We start from the raw sequence: 16,131 nt of genomic DNA, 5'->3' as shown, positions 1-16,131 counted from the left end.
CTCCAGTTCGTTGGTCTTGACACAACGCGCATCCCCTGGAATTTCGCCCGTCCCCGAGGGCAGTCTTTGTGAACAATCTTAATAAAATGCAAAGGACATGCTGCGGGCGCGGGTCATGCGCTTGCGATATTCGGAGCCACTTATCTTTAATTTGTCCGGATACCGACCTGGCAGAGGGCTACCAAAGTTCCAACCCAATCTTAGATAGTAGACGGCCTTCTAACCTTGTCGCGATCGGTTTACACGATCCAGACTATCACTAAGGTTGGCCTGTGATTGGCGCGCCAGGAGAGAGGATTCTATGTCAGGGAGGCAAACCGATCTTGATGCTTGCGCACGCGAGCCGATTCATGTTCCCGGTGCTATCCAGCCCCATGGATCTCTGCTTGTTCTTGATCCCGCAAATCTGGATATCCTTTGGGCATCGGCAAATTTCGAGGAAATCACGGGCCGGACGCCGATCGGGTTACGCCGGTTGATCGAGCCTACTCTGCAGACCTGGCAAGCAAGCGGAGCCAATGTATATCGCGCCCGTCTAGAGGATCCGGACGTCGACATGTCCGCGCATGTCCATCAAGGCCGCGTTATCGTCGAGTTCGAACGCAGCACGCCCGCAGTTCACAACCAGCTTCTTTTTCGCCTGACGGGCTTCGCACAGCAAATGACGGCCACCGAGGTGCTGGCGGAGGCGCTTTCCGCGACCGCGCACCTGATCGCCAACCTGACCGGCTTCGACCGGGCTCTCGTGTACCGGTTCGATCCCGACTGGAACGGGCATGTCGTGGCCGAAGCCGGCAACGGTACCCTGCCTTCCTATCTCGACCTTCGTTTCCCCGCTGCCGATATTCCGGCACAGGCCCGCAATCTCTACAGCCTCAACCGCATACGCCTGATCCCCGATGCGAATTACAAGCCGGTCCCGCTGATTGCATTTGGTAAAGAGCAGGATGCGGGCGCCATCGACATGACCTTCACGCAGCTTCGTAGCGTGTCGCCGGTCCATCTCGAATATATGCGCAACATGGGCACGCTTTCATCCATGTCGATATCGGTCATGGTGGAGGGCAAGCTCTGGGGCCTCCTGTCCTGCCACAGCCGCAATCCCCACCATGTAGCAGGTGACATACGCGAGGCCTGCGATTTCGTGGTCCAGAGTCTTGCCATGCGAATAAGTTCTGACAGCCGGGCCGAGACGGCAGCACTCGGCGTCGAGCTCGCACGTGTGCATGGCAAGCTCTTGGCCGCAATGGCGCAGGCCGACCGATGGGAAGAAGGGCTGGCCGGCGCGCCAGCAACGCTGCTGGAACTCACCCGGGCGGATGGCGCCGCGATCCTGTCGCAAGACAGCTTCCTGCCTCTCGGTGCGGCACCGGAAGAACCGGAGGTGAGGCGTCTGATCGGCCGTCTCTCAGAGCCCGGTGCGGTGGCCGATTTCTACATCACGGCCTCCGTTGCCTCGGATTTCCCGCAGGACGATGGATTCGCCGACGGGACCTGCGGTGTCCTCGCCGTGCGCATTTCCCAAGTGGAAGATAGCTGGCTTATCTGGTTCCGCCAGGAAGTCGTCAAGACGGTCACCTGGGGGGGAGATCCGCACAAGGTAGTGCGGGAGAGCGGCCGGATCCATCCCCGCAAGTCTTTCGAAGCATGGCGCGAGATGGTGCGCGGCAGGAGCGCGCCGTGGCATCCGGCAGAGATCGCCGCCGCCCGAGACCTGCGCGCCTCTATCGTGGAGATCGTGCTGAAGAAGGCGGAACAATTGGCCAGGCTTGCCGCCGACCTTCAGAAGTCCAACAGGGAACTGGAGGCCTTCTCCTATTCGATCTCGCACGACCTGCGGGCGCCGTTCCGCCATATCGTCGGCTTCTCCCAGCTTCTGACGGAGCGGGAGAAGGACCTCGGCGAGCGCTCGCGCCATTATCTCCAGATGATTTCGGATTCGGCGCTGGCCGCGGGGGAGCTCGTCGACGATCTCCTGACGTTTTCCCATCTCGGTCGAGCAACGCTCTCCACGGACAAGGTGGATATGAACAAGCTCGTCGCGGAGGTGCGGCGGGGACTGGCGGAGGAAACGGCGGGCCGCTCGATCGTTTGGCAGGTCGAAGATCTGCCCGCTGCGACGGGGGACGCCACCCTCCTTCGGCAGGTCTGGTACAATCTCATCGACAACGCGGTCAAATATACGCGGCTGCGTGAGGAGGCGCATATCGAGATATCCGCTGCCCTGACCGACGACGGCGTGCTGTACCGGATAGCGGACAACGGCGTCGGCTTCGACATGGCTTACAAGTCCAAGCTGTTCGGTGTATTCCAGCGGCTGCAGCGAAGCGAGGATTTCGAGGGCACAGGTATCGGCCTTGCCCTCATCAAGCGTATCGTCGAGCGGCATGGCGGCAGCGTGGACGCCATGGGCACGGTTGACGAGGGCTCATGCTTCACTTTTTCCCTACCGGCGCTACCTGAGGAGTGATCCGTGCCAGAACTGAGGCCTATCTTGCTCGTTGAAGACAATCCCCGGGATCTCGAACTGACCCTGACGGCACTTGAAAAGTGTCAGATCGCCAATGACATCGTGGTTGCCCGCGATGGTGCCGAGGCGTTGGATTTCCTCTATCTCAGCGGTTCCCACGCGGGCCGCGATCCCGGCGATCCCGCCGTGGTGCTACTCGACCTCAAGCTTCCCAAAGTCGACGGACTGGAGGTGCTCGAAAAGGTGAAGCGTGACGAGAGCCTGCGCCACGTTCCGGTTGTCATGCTCACCTCTTCCCGTGAAGAGCAGGATCTGGTGAAAAGCTACGAGCTCGGGGTCAACGCATTCGTGGTCAAACCGGTCGAGTTCAACCAGTTCTTCAAAGCGATTCAGGACCTCGGTGTTTTCTGGGCGCTTGTCAACGAGGCCCCGCCGAAGCTCCGGCAGGTTGGTGGCAACTGATATGGCCGGAATGCTGCGTATCCTGTTGCTGGAAGACAGCACTATCGATGCTGAACTCATTGAGGCGCAGCTCGAAAGCCTGGACGAAGCCTTCGCCGTGAAGCGCGTCGCTACGCGCGCGGCTTATCAGGCTGCGCTGGCAGACGACACGTTCGACGTGATCCTTTCGGATTTCTCGCTCCCGGATTTCGATGGAATGGCCGCGCTTGAGCTGGCGGTCGCCTCGGCTCCCTATGCGCCTTTTATCTTCGTCTCCGGTGTTCTTGGAGAGGACGCCGCCATTGAAGCGTTCCGCAAGGGCGCGACGGACTATGTTCTCAAGCCGCGCCTGGCTCGGTTGCCCGCTGCCGTGACGCGCGCGCTGAACGAAGCGCGCGAGCGGGCGGAGCGCCGGCGGATCGAGCAGCAGAAGGATTTGCTTGTCCGCGAACTCAGCCATCGCGTGAAAAACAATCTCGCGGTCGTGCTTTCGCTCATTCGTCGAACCGGCCGCAGTTGCAGATCGGTCGCGGAGTTCGAGGAGAAACTCCTTGCCCGCATTTCCGCGCTGGCGGATGCCCACGAGCTGTTGTTCGAGGGCAACTGGGACGAGACCGAACTTCTGAGTGTTTTCCAGCGCGCGGTTCGGCCACATAACAAGGATTTGGCGCGCTTCGACATCGGACGGCACGATCTCGTTCGGCTAGACCCCAAGACCGCGCTTTCCATTGGAATGGTCTTCAACGAGCTCGTGACGAATGCCTCGAAATACGGGGCGCTGGCCAATGAGCAGGGGCGGATCTCCATAGCGTGGGCAGTCGACAAGACGAATCTAGGGCGATCCGTGCGCCTCAGCTGGACGGAGCATGGCGGGCCGGCCATCAAGGTGCCGGGTGACGAAGGGTTCGGCACCCGGCTCATAAAGGCCAATATCGAATATGAGTTGGGAGGGCAGGCGAGCCTCCATTACCCGCCGGAAGGCTTCAAGGCAGAGATCGACGTGCCTATCCCCGAGAGTGAAGCGGTAAGGACCGTATCTGCCTAGGGAGTCCTGTTTCGATACTTCGCCGGCTCGGATCTAGCGCGTCTAGAAGGCCGTCTGGGGCGTTGCGGCAATCTGCTCCGCGAGCCGGGCCTGCAAAACCCTGAGGTCACAAGGTTTCGGCAGCAGCACGATGTCGGTTAGTTCTGTCCGGGTGTCAGGCAGTTCAGCATATCCAGAACAGACGACGAGGGGTGTCCCGGCCTTGGCGAGTATTTCGATAACGGGATAGGAGTAAACGCCTCTTAGATTGAGGTCGAGAACCGCCCCGTCGATGCCGGAAGAAACCGCCTCAAGGGCTTGCTCGACGCTTGAGACGGGGCCGATCACCTTGGCGCCGACTTCCGTGAAGAAATCTTCCAGGTCGAGGGCGAGGAGAGGGTCGTCCTCCAAAATGAGGATACGTTTGTTTTCTAGGCTACTTTTTACCATGATACTCTGAACGTCTCTGCCAATACCCACCTAACTAGGAGCGCGAAACTGTCCGTCAATGTCTCAATACGCTGAGGCAAGCGATATCGCGTGAAATCGCAAATCTGGCATCAACGTCTTCATCCGACGCAGTGACCGTGTTTTCCGCGCCTACTTCCTGAACGGCCGCGGCATCGAGGATATAGGTCCGGTCTGGTCCTTTCTGGACATGACTCCGCTCGGTCGGCAGGAAACCTGGCAGGACGTGCCGAACGGGCGCCCGCAAGGCGATCCCTGCATCTGGTGGCGTCTGCACGACAACTACCGCTCCGTCGCGGAACCCGATCCACCACACCTGAATGGAGAGGCGTAGCCGGAGTCGCTGGTCACGGAAATGACGCGACCGGATGTGCAGGTCACGAATAGGCTATTGTCCGGTTTCGCCCCTCGCTCTTCGCACGGTACAGGGCTTCGTCAGCCCGGCGCTGCAATTCCTCGGCTGAAAGGCGTTCGGCATTTCGGTCGAACGTGGCCATGCCGATGCTGACGGTAACAAACGACGAGACAGGCCAGGCCGGGTTGGGCAGCGACGCCGCCTCCACCCGGCTGCGAATGCGTTCGGCGACGGCTTGGCCTGCGATGCATCCGCGCCCGGAAGGAGGACCAGAAACTCCTCGCCACCGTACCGCGCAACCTGGTCGCGTTCATCCCGCATGCAGCTCTGGATGATGCCGGCAACCTTCACGAGGCAGCGATCTCCCTCGGCGTGGCCCAGGCAGTCGTTGAGGTGTTTGAAGTGGTCGACGTCGCACATGAGGATCGAAGCAAGGTTCACGCTATCTCCCGCATTCCACAGGCGGTCTAGCGTCTCGATCATCCAGCGCCGATTGGCGATGCCGGTGAGCGGGTTGGTGCGTGCGAGCAGTTCGAGCCGCCCGTTTGCGTCCGTAAGCTCCGCGACGCGCATGCGATCGCGCAACTCCAGGAGAAAGGTCTTGTGCGCGAGAAGGGTCGCGGTCCTTCGAGCAACGACGGTGGCGGCCACGCCGCTCACGAAGAACAGCGTTCCCGCTAAGACGCTTCCCGTTCCGATATCCGGGTTTTGCAATTGAAAAAGGAGATAGAGGCAAAGGGCGTAAAGCCCAATGGCCATCGCCCATGGAAGGGGGATCGGAAAGATGATGACAGCCGTCACGGCGACGAACAGCATGATCGTCAGATGCCGTTGTTAGAACTCGCCGCCTGCGCTCACGCCAACCAGGGCAACCGACAGAAGGATCAGGAACAGCCCTACATGCATGGCGGCGCCCTCCAGCCACAGTGCGCGCGGCCGCACGTAAACGAGCGCAACGGCAAGAGCCGCGGGCGGAAGGATCGATGCGGGTTCAAGCATTCGTACGACCGTTTCGGCCGGAAGAAGGACAGCGTTGACCGCCAGTGTCAGCACATCGAGAATAATGACCCAAGCCATCCACGCGCGGATGATTTTGGCGGCTTGCGGCCAGGACCGCTCCCGAAACAGCGCGGTCAATTCCCGGCTTAGCCGGATGTCGCGCGTACGACCCGCGAGCAGGCGCTCGACGTCGGCCCCAATGCTGGGGCTCAACCGCCCTGCGATGAGCGGCTGCGTGTCTCTCAACTTCGCAGCGATATTGGTTTGCACAACATCCATACGAGGGAAAGTAGCGGGCGTGTTGCCCCATGCAAGGACCGGCTGCCAAACGCGTGGGGCGCAGGCATGGGACAGTCAAACGATTCTTTCTGCTCGAGGGCTACAGGGGATTGTCTGCGCCAATTCGAACCATGTGCACCCCGGAATGGTGGTTCGTCGGCATGGCGTTTCGATTGCATGCGCGGCGTCGAAATCGGGTTGAAGGCCGAGAGCCTTGATGATCGCTGGCCGCTCTATCACTTTCCACTCCGGCTGCAATGTGTGGCCGATGTCATATCACTTGAGCAGACGCGCGCTACGGTTGTCCGAAACGCGTTGTCTCTTCGCTGGCTCCTGATCCCGGCACGCCTCGCGTCAACGGATTAGACTGCGGTTCGGTGACCGGCGTGGCATTGCGCTGAGCCCGAAAGGCCGCTGATTTTTCATAAGCCAGCTTGCGCAGCCGCATGATCGAGCCGAGCGGCTGGTGGGCCTCAAGACCGTTCCAAGGACTGAACCGCACGCCGTCGTCGAGGGTTTCCGAACGCTCTTCGCTCCAGGCCCTCTGGGGATTCGCGACGAGCCGGGCGACCGTGACGAAAGGACTGATCTTCTCGTCCCAAGGCGCGACCCCTTCGACCGGCATGTCGTCGAGATCGGTACAGAGCTGGACCTGCAGGTGCCAGACCGCCGTCTCCTCGGCGAAGAACTGCTCGACTTCGTGGCGGATGACGTCGGGGTCCTCGTCGGTATCCAGCCGCACATCAGAGAGCGCACGGAGATTGTCAGATGCGGGCACGATGGCGACCTTCGCGATGTAGTTGCCGTAGCGGACAGGCAATTGCGAGAAGAAGCTTTCGCCGAGGATATGGGTTTGCGGATGGCCGCCGAGGGATTTCAGCATCGTGCTCTGGCCGCCCACCGTCTCGACGACGGCCTCCAGGCTCTTCAACGCCTTGGAGAGCAGCTCCTTCATACCTTCCAACCGATCCGTCGTCAGCGCGAGCATTTTCAGGCTCCTGAGGAAGGCCTTGCCGCTCGACGAGTTGAACTCTCTGCCATTCACCAGCACGAAGTCCTGGTTCGCCGACCCCTCGGCGCCAGGCAGCCGCGCACCTTCGACATCCAGGATTTTCAGGGCCATGCCGCGCGGTGTCGAGACGCTGTCATGCAGCAGGTCGCCAGGGGTCGTCGAGAGACGGATGACGGCTTCATAGCTCTGCACACCGGCGAAGATGCCCTGCGCGAGTTCCGGCGGAAGATCGGCAAGCACTTCCAGGCGCGCCGCAAGGAGGCCGTGGCTCTTGGCATGGACGCATCGCATGGCGTGGCCGTTATCGGCATAGGTCTTCTGCGCGATGGACAGCATTGTTTCGGCAAGGTCGCGAGCGATCTGCGGCTCATCGGGTTCGATCTGCTCCAGGTTAGGGCGGTAGCGGAGCGGGGTGATGGCGAGGCGCTCGGTCATTGAACGGCCTCGCTCTGGAGCATCTTGTCTACAGTGATCGGCAGGTTACGGATGCGTTTCCCTGTGGCGTGAAAAATTGCATTCGACACGGCGGCGGCGACGCCGACGATGCCGATCTCGCCCAGGCCCTTGACGCCGATCGGGCTTGCCATGTTGTCGTCCTCCTCCACGAAAATCACCTCGATGTCGTGGATGTCCGCATGGGCGGGCACATGATATTCGGCGAGATTGTGGTTCATGATCCGGCCGGTGCGGTGGTCGATCATGCCCTCCTCGTGAAGCGCCATGCCGATCCCCATCACGATGCCGCCGAGGATCTGGCTGCGGGCGGTCTTGGGATTGAGGATGCGCCCGGCGCCGATAGCGCTGACGACGCGGGTGACCCGCACGATGCCAAGCTCCTCGTCCACCTTCACTTCGACGAAGACCGCCGAATGGGTATAGGAGGCATATTGCTTCATGGTCAGCATGTCCGGGCCGACCTTGGCATGTTCCTCGATCGCTTCGAGCCCCGCCGCCTGCATGATGTCAGCCGTTGAAACGCCGATCTGGTGATTGCTTTCCAGGACGAGGCGGCCTTCGGCAATTTCGACCTGCTGCTCCTTCGCGTCCTCAAACGGCGAATTCTCCATCGACTGAGCGTGCGTGAGAAGCGTCTTGATAACCGCCTTCGCGGCGGCCTGCACGGCCGATCCTGTGGTCGCAGCCGTCCAAGAGCCACCCTCGACGCCAGTTTTGGGAAGATCGGATGCGCCGATCTCGACCCTCACGGCGTCGACCGGACAGTCGAAGGCTTCCGCCGCGAGCTGGCCGAGGATCGTATAGGTGCCGGTGCCGATATCGGACGCTGCGGCGCTGACGGTTACGCTGCCATCGATCGATAGTTGGACCTTTGCCTCGCCCTTCGACATCATCGCTTCCCAGATGCCGCCTGCCATGCCCCAACCGACGAGATCGTTGCCCTCGCGCATGGAGCGCGGCGCGGCAGTGCGCTCCGGCCAACCGAACCGTGCCGCGCCTTCACGATAGCAGGCGTGCAGCGCCTTGGAGGTGATCGCCTTGTCCTGGTTCTGGTCGCGATGGATGAAATTGCGGATGCGCAGTTCCAACGGATCAATGCCGACCGCATAGGCCAGCTCGTCCATGGCCGTTTCCAATGCGGTGATACCGGTCGCCGCGCCGGGCGCGCGCATGTCGCCCGGCGTCGCGAGATCGAGCTTGGCGATCTCGTAGGAGATTTTGACATTGTCGCATTTGTAGGCGAGGCCCGACCAGTTCGCCACGTTCTCCTGATAATCCTCATGGCGCGACGTGGCATGAACGGCATGGTGCATGACCGCCTGCAGATGCCCTTCGGTGTCGGCCGCGAGCGAGACGGTCTGAATGCAGGACGGGCGCCATGTCAGGTAGAACATTTCCTGTCGCGTCATCTCAACCTTCATCGACCGGTTGAGATCGAGGCTCGCCATGACGGCGAAGAACAGTTGATGCTTGGGCCGCAGCGCCTGGCCGAAGGCGCCGCCGACGAAAGTGTTCTTCACGACCACCTTCTCCGGATCGAGGCCGAAGACACCGCAGACATAGTCGCGGCTGTTCTGCGAGCCCTGCGTCTTGTCGTGGATGGTCAGCGTGCCGTCCTTCTCCAGGAGAACGGTGGCGGCGAAGAGTTCCATCGGGTTGTGGTGCTCGCCGGAAAGAACATAGTCCGCAGAGACCTTGTGTGCGGCGGCAGTAAACGCTCCTTCCGCATCCCCCCTTGGCGGTGGCGGCATGAACTGTTTCATGCGCGGCACCGGCGGCTCGTAGCTTTCGTGCATCTGGGCCGCAAGATCGGTGTGCGGCTCCTCGGCCGCATACTCGACCTGCACCAGACCGGCGGCGTCGCGCGCCGCTTCCGGGCTTTCGGCGACCACGAACGCGACGGGCTGTCCGTCGAAGAGCACGCGATCGTTTTCGAGCGGGCGGAACGGATGACCGGGCAGTGCGACGGCGTCCTTCCACTTGCTGTCCCGGTAGGCCGCTTTGGGTCGGTTCTCGTGTGTGTAGATCTTGACGACGCCGGGGAAATGTTCGGCTGCTGCCGTATGGATGGCGCGGATGCGGCCGGTGGCGATGGTCGCAGGCACCACATGCCCGTAGAGCATGCCCGGCCCGAAATGCTCTGCCGCATATCGTGCCCGGCCCGTCACCTTCAACGGGCCGTCAATGCGCGAAACCGGCAGGCCGACGGTTCTGGATTGATTGAGCATGTTCGCCTCCTACTGGATCGCTTTGACCGTCTGATTCTGCGGACGGCCGCCAACGGCCTGCCGCAGCGCGCGCACGATGGCGCGGTGGGCGAGAGAGATCTTGAAGGCGTTATCGCCCCGGCCTTCCGCTCCCGCCAGCAAGCGATCGGCGAGGCGGACGAAGGTCTCTTCTCCGGCTGGCGCGCCGGCAAATTCCGCCTCGGCCAGTGGATCGCGCCATGGTTTGTGAGCAACCCCGCCGAGCGCGACACGCAGTTCGACGAAACGTCCGTCGGCAACCTGCACGGCCGCGGCGACTGAGACGAGCGCGAAGGCATAAGAGAGGCGGTCGCGCAGCTTCAGATAGGTGTGATGCCCGGCGAAATGGTTGGCTTCGAGCCGGACGCCAGTGACGATCTCGCCACGGCCGAGCGTGTTGTCCCTCTCCGGTGTGTCGCCGGGCAGGCGGTGGAAATCGGCGAAGGCGATCTCGCGCGTGCCATCCGGCCCCTCGACCTCCACCGTGGCGTCCAGCGCAGCCAGCGCCACGCACATGTCGGAGGGATGCACGGCGATACATGCATCGCTCGCACCGAGGATGGCATGGATGCGGTTGAGGCCGCCGATAGCCTGACAGCCGCTGCCAGGCTCACGCTTGTTGCACGGCGATGCCGGGTCATAGAAATAATAACAGCGGGTACGCTGGAGCAGATTGCCGCCGGTCGTCGCTGCATTGCGCAGTTGCGGCGAGGCGCCGGCGAGGATGGCGCTCGACAAAAGCGGAAAGTGTTGTTTGATTCGCGGATCGTAGGCGACAGCCGAATTGCTGGCCAGTGCGCCGATCCGCAGGCCGCCGTCGGGCAGTTCGACGATCTCCTTCAACGGCAGACGATTGATATCGACAACGGCCTCCGGCTGAGCGATGTCATATTTGATCAGGTCGATGAGATTGGTTCCGCCGGCCAGCAATTGTGCCTGCGGATTGGCCATCAGCGCGGCAACCGCATCGCCGACGGATTCGGCGCGCGTGTAGGAAAAGGGTTTCATTCCGCGGCCTCCCGATGGCGGTTTCCAGCCTGGTCCGCGAGTACCGTCTCAATGGCGTCCGCAATGTTCGTGTAGGCGCCGCAGCGACAGAGGTTGCCGCTCATCAGTTCGCGGATCTCTTCGCGGCCTTGCGGATGGCCTTCGTTGATGAGGCCGACGGCCGAACAGATTTGCCCGGGTGTGCAATATCCGCACTGAAAGGCATCGTGCTCGAGGAAGGCTCTCTGCAAAGGGTGCATGTCGCCGTGTGTGCCGAGACCCTCGATCGTGGTAATCTCGGCGCCGTCAAGCGTGATGGCGAGCTTGAGACAGGAATTCATCCGTTCGCCATCGATCAGCACCGTGCAGGCGCCGCACTGCCCGTGGTCGCAGCCTTTCTTGGTGCCGGTCAGTTCGAGCTCGCTGCGCAGCAGGTCGAGCAGGGTTGTCCAGGGATGGACATCCAGGGTGTGAGCCACGCCATTGATATCGAGGATGAGCGAAGAGGTGGGGAGGCTCGATTGAGCGCGCGGAGTGTCCATATCTTCTGCCTTTTCATTGCGGGAACTGTTCGCTAACGAGAGGCAGCCTCCATTGTTCCTGCTCGCGGCGGATGGTCCGTGTTTCGGCAAGTTCAATGCGGGTTAGTGGTTGGTGTAGCGCCCCTATGTCCGGGCGAAGTGCGCCAGCATCGGCATCGTCTTGAAAACACAGCAGCGGAAATCAAATTGATAGTGCCAGAATTGTCATTGAAAGGAGGATTGCGATGCTGGCCGATGTCTATTTCTCTGTTCCCCTTCAGGTGTCATTTCCCAACGGGGTGACGCGCTCGTTCGAAAGCGTCCACGACACCGTCGATTTTCTCGCGAATGAATGGCCTCTCCGGCATGGCGAGCGTTACAAACGCGCCTGCGAGAAATGCAGGGCTGCGCTCTTCCGGATGGCGCCCGTCGCTGTTGCGCGCGAGGCGTTCGTCGCCGCGTGCCTTGAGGCCGGCCTTCCCGTCCAAGGTCTCCCGCCGGCCTGGCATCGGTCTGGCCCTTCATCGCCGCCGCGGATGAGCGCTTAGCGGTTGTTCGCTAGACGTCGGTTGGAACATACGCGCGTGCCGCCGGTTTGGTTTTCACGACCGGCAGGAGTTCCCGATGACCAACGACCATGAAGACAAGATTCGCGCCCGTGCCATTCCAATTGGCGGAAGTCTTCGAAGGCGGGTCACGTTTGGTCACTGGATCAAGCGCGGAAGAGCTTGATGCTGAGACTGGAGCCGTACTCTCGATGAACCCCGCTCCACCTTCGCCAGGCCGAGCGGCGTTTCCTTTCGGACGAAATCGGACACTGGGCGCTCCGGACATTTGAATCGCGAAAACCAGCCCCATTGTCATGCATTAAGGCCGTCAGATGGCGGTATGCGAGCAAAAGTCAAAAGCGAGGAGAAACCGATGACAGATACTGATCGTGACGAACAAATTCGCCGGCGTGCGTACTGGATCTGGGAGGAGGAGGGATGTCCGGCCGGTGAGGATTTGCGCCATTGGTCAATGGCGGAAGCGGAGTTCGAGGCTTCAAAGAAGGGTTCCAGCGGAGACGCCGCTACGACTGAGGTACCCACCGTGGAAATCTCGACCGGAGATGAGCCGGCTCGCAAGAAAATCAAAAGTACCGAAGGGCCTTGAACCCGTGAACCACCTCGCTCACGCAATCCAGGTCGCCCAGTCGGCACATGAAGGCCAGGCCGACAAGACCGGACGATCCTATTTCGAGCACTGCCGTCGCGTCGCCTCCCTCGTCACAGATGAAACCGGAAAAATCGTCGCCTATCTGCATGACGTGGTCGAGAAGGGCAAAGGATGGACGCTGGATCGGCTGCGGGAGGAGGGTTTCCCGCCCGACGTCATCAGCGCGGTGGATGCGATGACGCGGCGAGAGGATGAAGGGTGGGAGGCATTTGTCCGTCGGGCTGCTTCGAACTCTGTCGCAAAGCCCGTGAAGCTGGCAGACCTTGAGGACAACCTTTCTCAAGTGCAGACGATCGGCGAGGATGGTGAGAAGTATCTGCGAGCCCTTCGTCTAATCACGGAACTCTGATAGCGTCTCGGCAGGCGGCTAGCCGGCAACCGACGACAGGAACGCCTCGGTCAACATCGCCTCCATCTGAGCTGTAAAGCGGCTTTCGAGCAGCTTCAGCGATGCGTCATGCGTTTCGTCCGTGCCGCTACAGACGGCATCGATCAGGATAATCGCGCTATATCCAAGTGGCGAGAACGCAGACGTCGATTTCCGCACCGGTGATGACCAGCGTATCGACGCCGAGCCCTTTCAGAAACGCGTTGAGCCGTCCGTCGATCTGCGGGCGGTGCGAACACGGCGAGTTCCAGAAGGATCCCATACTTCTCGGCCGGCAAGTGATTGGCCGTCATCATCCACCACCGATGGCCACTCCATCGCGCGAACTACGGGTATGCTGCTAAGGGTGCACCGGGACGCGGTCAAGGACGTGGCTAAAGGCGCGCCGGAATGTTCGAACAGGGTCATGCAGTGAGTAGACCTGAACGAAACCTAGTCCACGTGCTTCGCCGTCGCCCCCGGTGTGGTTGTCAGCCTGTACTCCACCATCTCCTCCGACGTCAGGTAGTAAAGTCGGTCCGGGGGCGTTTCCAGTGCGTTGATCCAGAGCCCGTTGCTGATGCCCATCTCGTCCAGATGTCGGGCGATGCGCGCCGTCATGCTTTGGGCGCCCGACATGGCTTGCTCGGGAGAAGGCTGTCCTTGGCCGGCGTTGAAAACCTGATGGACGCCGAGGATGGCGTCCTTTTCCGCCTCGCGCCCGACCCCGCCGGCAAAGACAAGGGGGCAGGAGGACGCGCAGATCGCCTTCGTCGCCACTTTGGTATTCAGGCCCTTCTCGCGGATCAGCGTCGACATCGCCAGCGCATCCTCGACGGAGCCGCCCGGCGAATTCAGCAACACTGCTTTCACATACTCGCCGCGTGCTGCGATCTCTTTGGCGAAGCGTTCGGCTGCGCCTACATCGATCGACCCCTCCGCCTTGAGCATGCCGCTGGCGAGGAGTTCGAAGCGCATCGGCTGGCGTAGGACCTCGGGTGAACTCTCGGGTTCAACCGGCGACGACCGGGGAACGCCATCCGTCAGCGCAGGCGGAAGCACGGGGTCTTCTGTCCTCATCGGATCATGGCCCGGGAGCGAGGTATTCACCAGGCTCATCTCCCGCAAGTCCACGACGAGGAAGGCGCCCGCTGCCACCAGAAGCCCGAAGAAAGCGCCGCGCATCAGCGGGCCGTCGTCGGCGCGCAGAAGGGCTGCCCTCAAGCGTGGGACGAGTGGCGGGTGTTTCACGCGGGCGGCCCTTTGCGAGGCGTCTTCGCAGACACGTCGAGGCTGGTGATGTTGGACTCGGCCCGCCCGCGCTCGTCCTCGGTTTCCGCCGACTGTAACGCTTGTTCCACGTCCATCCCCTGTCGGCCGAGCGCTCGCTGCACCTCGATAGCTTCCAGAAGTTCTGCGGCGGTAATCCGCTGCGCAAAGGGTAGCCGCTCCTCCTGCCGGCGGATTGCACCGTGAACGACTGCGAGGATGAATACGAGGACGGCCGGAAGGAGGTCGATGGAGATTGCGCCTGCCCAAGCAGGAATGAAATCGTCGGCATAGCGCAGAACGGCTTCGGCAGAAGACAGCGGCACGAAGCGGCGCTCCGCCACAGGCTCCCGTGCCAATATATCGTTTGCGGCCTGCGATAGCACCAGCGACTGAGCGGATACAGAAGCACGGATCGTTTGCATGACTTGGTCCTGCCGGTCCGCAAGGTCGGCAGCCTGGCCATCGGCAACGGGCGCGATGAAACCGAGCGACAGGTCCTCGGCGGCCCGCTTGACGGAGGGCGCGATCGAAGTCTGTTCCAGCGAGGTTATGACGCCAGAGAGCGCTACGACCTCGGCAGAGAATTCATCGCTGCGCGGCTCCACGGCCCCTCGCGCCGAAACTAATGTGCGCATGGTCGCTAGGTGGCTCCGCCCCTGGTCGAAGAGCGTGGCGACCCGTTCACGGGAGGCGATGATGCCGGTCTCAAGCTCGCTCAATTGCGAGGACATCTGCGACAGAAGCTGGACGACGCTGCCGGAACCCGTTGTTCCCGTTAATGCTCCGTTCTTGCGTTCGTCCTCTGCAAGCTTCGAAAAGCGTTCCGATGTCCGCTGGATGTCCGGCAGCAAGCTTTGTGCTGCCAGTGCGTTCTGATGTGCCTGGTCGAGGTCGGCCGTATAATCCTGCACCGTCTCGGCAAGATGCTGTTCTAACGCCGCGGATCCGGCAAGGGCTGCCGCGTTCAGCCAGCTCGACATGGCGATGATCATGGCGCAGCCGAGTGCCATCACCCCGATCATGGCGCCGCGGGATGCCGCTCCGGTGACATGCGGATAAAAGCGCGCCATGTAGGACCAGAAGGCATAGATCGCCACAGAAACCGAAGCCGAGTAGATGATGGCGGCAAAAAAGACAGCGGTCGCAGAACCGTCGAGAAGGCTGCGAACCCCGAGATAGGTATAGACGCCGGATGCCAAAGCGAGGACAGCAAGCGCAAAGCGCGTCATGGTTTCGACGGCGAGGACGCTGTCCTGCAAGCGATGCGATGCGCCAAGCGCCATAAAAATCTCCGACGGAGTTGAGTTCTTAACAAGTTCTGAAGAAGGGGGCAAAATGAAGGCTTAGCTCGATTTTACCACGTCCGTGCCACCGGTGCTGCCTGCTTCCAGTACTTGATCGCGGTACCAAGCTGGGCAGCTACAAGTATGGGCCATGCCATCCGTGCGCCGCAAAGTATGATCGCTATCGCATCGAGCGAGCGCGTACACCATCAAGGTATCGCCGACCGTGGCCTCGATGCGCCGGGTCGACGCCCACTAGGGCAGGTACCAATGTCGTTCGGTCGGGTGACACGTGGCGCGCGAGACGGGTGACGGGACGGGACGGGATGCAAGGAAGGGTGCCGCTCAGCCGGGATACCACCCTGCGCCATTCGGCCGGTAAGGTCGGCAGTCGTATGCGGCGCGCGCCGAAAGACGAACCCAAGACAACGACTTCACGGAAGGATGCAGCGCTCTTCATGCCCACCAGTTTCCAAGTTGAACCGGCTTTCAAGCCAGTTTCGACGGGACCCTGTTCCAGGAGGTGCGAACTCCGGATCATCATCAACTTACCTTGAACGGGGCAATGCCGAGAGGCGGATGCCTCACACTTCCCTAAGCGATCCGATTGCCCGAGTAAGCTAAGTCGTCGGCCTCGCTAGTGGAGCTGGTTCAAAAAGTAGTTGCAATGGTTGGGGTCGGCGATCCTGATCCCATCAAGAGCTGGAAACTAATCTCGGTAAAGGCTTTTTGC

Annotated in this window: 14 protein-coding genes and 2 pseudogenes; 7 read left to right on the top strand and 9 right to left on the bottom strand. The window is 61.4% G+C overall.

Going from position 1 to position 16,131, the window contains the following annotated elements:
* The first annotated feature begins 301 nt into the window (after nucleotides 1-301).
* The 3 genes from Q9316_RS25095 to Q9316_RS25085 are packed head-to-tail and all read left to right on the top strand — an operon-like array spanning nucleotide 302 to nucleotide 3,956.
* Entirely contained in the window at nucleotides 302-2,470 is a 2,169-nt protein-coding gene (locus Q9316_RS25095; protein WP_306035991.1) for an ATP-binding protein, read from the top strand.
* A gap of 3 nt (nucleotides 2,471-2,473) precedes the next feature.
* The gene (locus Q9316_RS25090; RefSeq protein ID WP_306035990.1) at nucleotides 2,474-2,932 is read left to right on the top strand and encodes a response regulator; all 459 of its coding nucleotides are present in this window, start codon (nucleotides 2,474-2,476) and stop codon (nucleotides 2,930-2,932) included.
* A gap of 1 nt (nucleotide 2,933) precedes the next feature.
* On the top strand, nucleotides 2,934-3,956 hold the full coding sequence (locus tag Q9316_RS25085) for a sensor histidine kinase (protein ID WP_306035989.1): 1,023 nt from the start codon (nucleotides 2,934-2,936) through the stop codon (nucleotides 3,954-3,956).
* Nucleotides 3,957-3,998: 42 nt separating this feature from the next.
* Here the strand turns inward: Q9316_RS25085 and Q9316_RS25080 are convergent, their stop codons facing one another.
* Nucleotides 3,999-4,385 carry a response regulator gene (locus Q9316_RS25080; protein ID WP_306035988.1) on the bottom strand — a complete coding sequence of 129 codons (387 nt, stop codon included), beginning with the start codon at nucleotides 4,383-4,385 and terminating at the stop codon, nucleotides 3,999-4,001.
* A gap of 106 nt (nucleotides 4,386-4,491) precedes the next feature.
* Between Q9316_RS25080 and Q9316_RS25075 the strand changes: the two are divergent.
* A pseudogene (locus Q9316_RS25075) lies at nucleotides 4,492-4,737 on the top strand (DUF899 family protein); the annotation flags it as partial.
* 43 nt (nucleotides 4,738-4,780) lie between these two features.
* Here the strand turns inward: Q9316_RS25075 and Q9316_RS25070 are convergent.
* The 5 genes and pseudogenes from Q9316_RS25070 to Q9316_RS25050 all read right to left on the bottom strand — a co-directional run bounded on the left by Q9316_RS25070 (nucleotide 4,781) and on the right by Q9316_RS25050 (nucleotide 11,279).
* Nucleotides 4,781-6,036 (bottom strand): annotated as a pseudogene (locus Q9316_RS25070) (diguanylate cyclase).
* A gap of 295 nt (nucleotides 6,037-6,331) precedes the next feature.
* Nucleotides 6,332-7,483, bottom strand: coding sequence for a catalase family protein (locus tag Q9316_RS25065; protein WP_306035987.1), 1,152 nt, complete (start codon nucleotides 7,481-7,483; stop codon nucleotides 6,332-6,334).
* Nucleotides 7,480-9,732 carry a xanthine dehydrogenase family protein molybdopterin-binding subunit gene (locus Q9316_RS25060; RefSeq protein WP_306035986.1) on the bottom strand — a complete coding sequence of 751 codons (2,253 nt, stop codon included), beginning with the start codon at nucleotides 9,730-9,732 and terminating at the stop codon, nucleotides 7,480-7,482. The genes Q9316_RS25065 and Q9316_RS25060 overlap by 4 nt, the downstream gene beginning before the upstream one ends.
* A 9-nt stretch (nucleotides 9,733-9,741) precedes the next feature.
* A complete protein-coding gene (locus tag Q9316_RS25055; protein WP_306035985.1) occupies nucleotides 9,742-10,758 on the bottom strand; it encodes an FAD binding domain-containing protein in 1,017 nt (338 codons plus the stop codon).
* Nucleotides 10,755-11,279 (bottom strand): (2Fe-2S)-binding protein, encoded by a 525-nt coding sequence (locus Q9316_RS25050; RefSeq protein ID WP_306035984.1) that lies wholly within the window; start codon nucleotides 11,277-11,279, stop codon nucleotides 10,755-10,757. Before Q9316_RS25050 ends, Q9316_RS25055 begins: the two co-directional genes overlap by 4 nt.
* Nucleotides 11,280-11,503: 224 nt before the next feature.
* Here Q9316_RS25050 and Q9316_RS25045 point away from each other — a divergent pair, with 224 nt between their 5' ends.
* From Q9316_RS25045 to Q9316_RS25035, 3 genes are all read left to right on the top strand, one after another.
* Complete coding sequence (locus Q9316_RS25045; protein ID WP_306035983.1) at nucleotides 11,504-11,806, top strand: DUF982 domain-containing protein; 303 nt, start codon at nucleotides 11,504-11,506, stop codon at nucleotides 11,804-11,806.
* Between the two features lie 373 nt (nucleotides 11,807-12,179).
* A complete protein-coding gene (locus Q9316_RS25040; protein WP_306035982.1) occupies nucleotides 12,180-12,413 on the top strand; it encodes a DUF2934 domain-containing protein in 234 nt (77 codons plus the stop codon).
* 4 nt (nucleotides 12,414-12,417) lie between these two features.
* On the top strand, nucleotides 12,418-12,825 hold the full coding sequence (locus tag Q9316_RS25035) for an HD domain-containing protein (protein ID WP_306035288.1): 408 nt from the start codon (nucleotides 12,418-12,420) through the stop codon (nucleotides 12,823-12,825).
* A gap of 18 nt (nucleotides 12,826-12,843) precedes the next feature.
* Here Q9316_RS25035 and Q9316_RS25030 read toward each other — a convergent pair whose 3' ends face one another.
* The 3 genes from Q9316_RS25030 to Q9316_RS25020 all read right to left on the bottom strand — a co-directional run bounded on the left by Q9316_RS25030 (nucleotide 12,844) and on the right by Q9316_RS25020 (nucleotide 15,398).
* Nucleotides 12,844-13,023, bottom strand: a complete 180-nt coding sequence (locus tag Q9316_RS25030; protein ID WP_371878065.1) for a hypothetical protein — start codon at nucleotides 13,021-13,023, stop codon at nucleotides 12,844-12,846.
* Between the two features lie 273 nt (nucleotides 13,024-13,296).
* Nucleotides 13,297-14,028, bottom strand: coding sequence for a hypothetical protein (locus Q9316_RS25025; RefSeq protein WP_306036369.1), 732 nt, complete (start codon nucleotides 14,026-14,028; stop codon nucleotides 13,297-13,299).
* Between the two features lie 62 nt (nucleotides 14,029-14,090).
* Complete coding sequence (locus Q9316_RS25020) at nucleotides 14,091-15,398, bottom strand: hypothetical protein (RefSeq protein WP_306035981.1); 1,308 nt, start codon at nucleotides 15,396-15,398, stop codon at nucleotides 14,091-14,093.
* Nucleotides 15,399-16,131: the final 733 nt, after the last annotated feature.

The organism is Shinella zoogloeoides, from assembly GCF_030733845.1.
GTDB lineage: Bacteria > Pseudomonadota > Alphaproteobacteria > Rhizobiales > Rhizobiaceae > Shinella > Shinella zoogloeoides_C.
The sequence above is the reverse complement of the archived record's forward strand: the minus strand, read 5'-3'. Positions and strand labels throughout refer to the sequence as shown.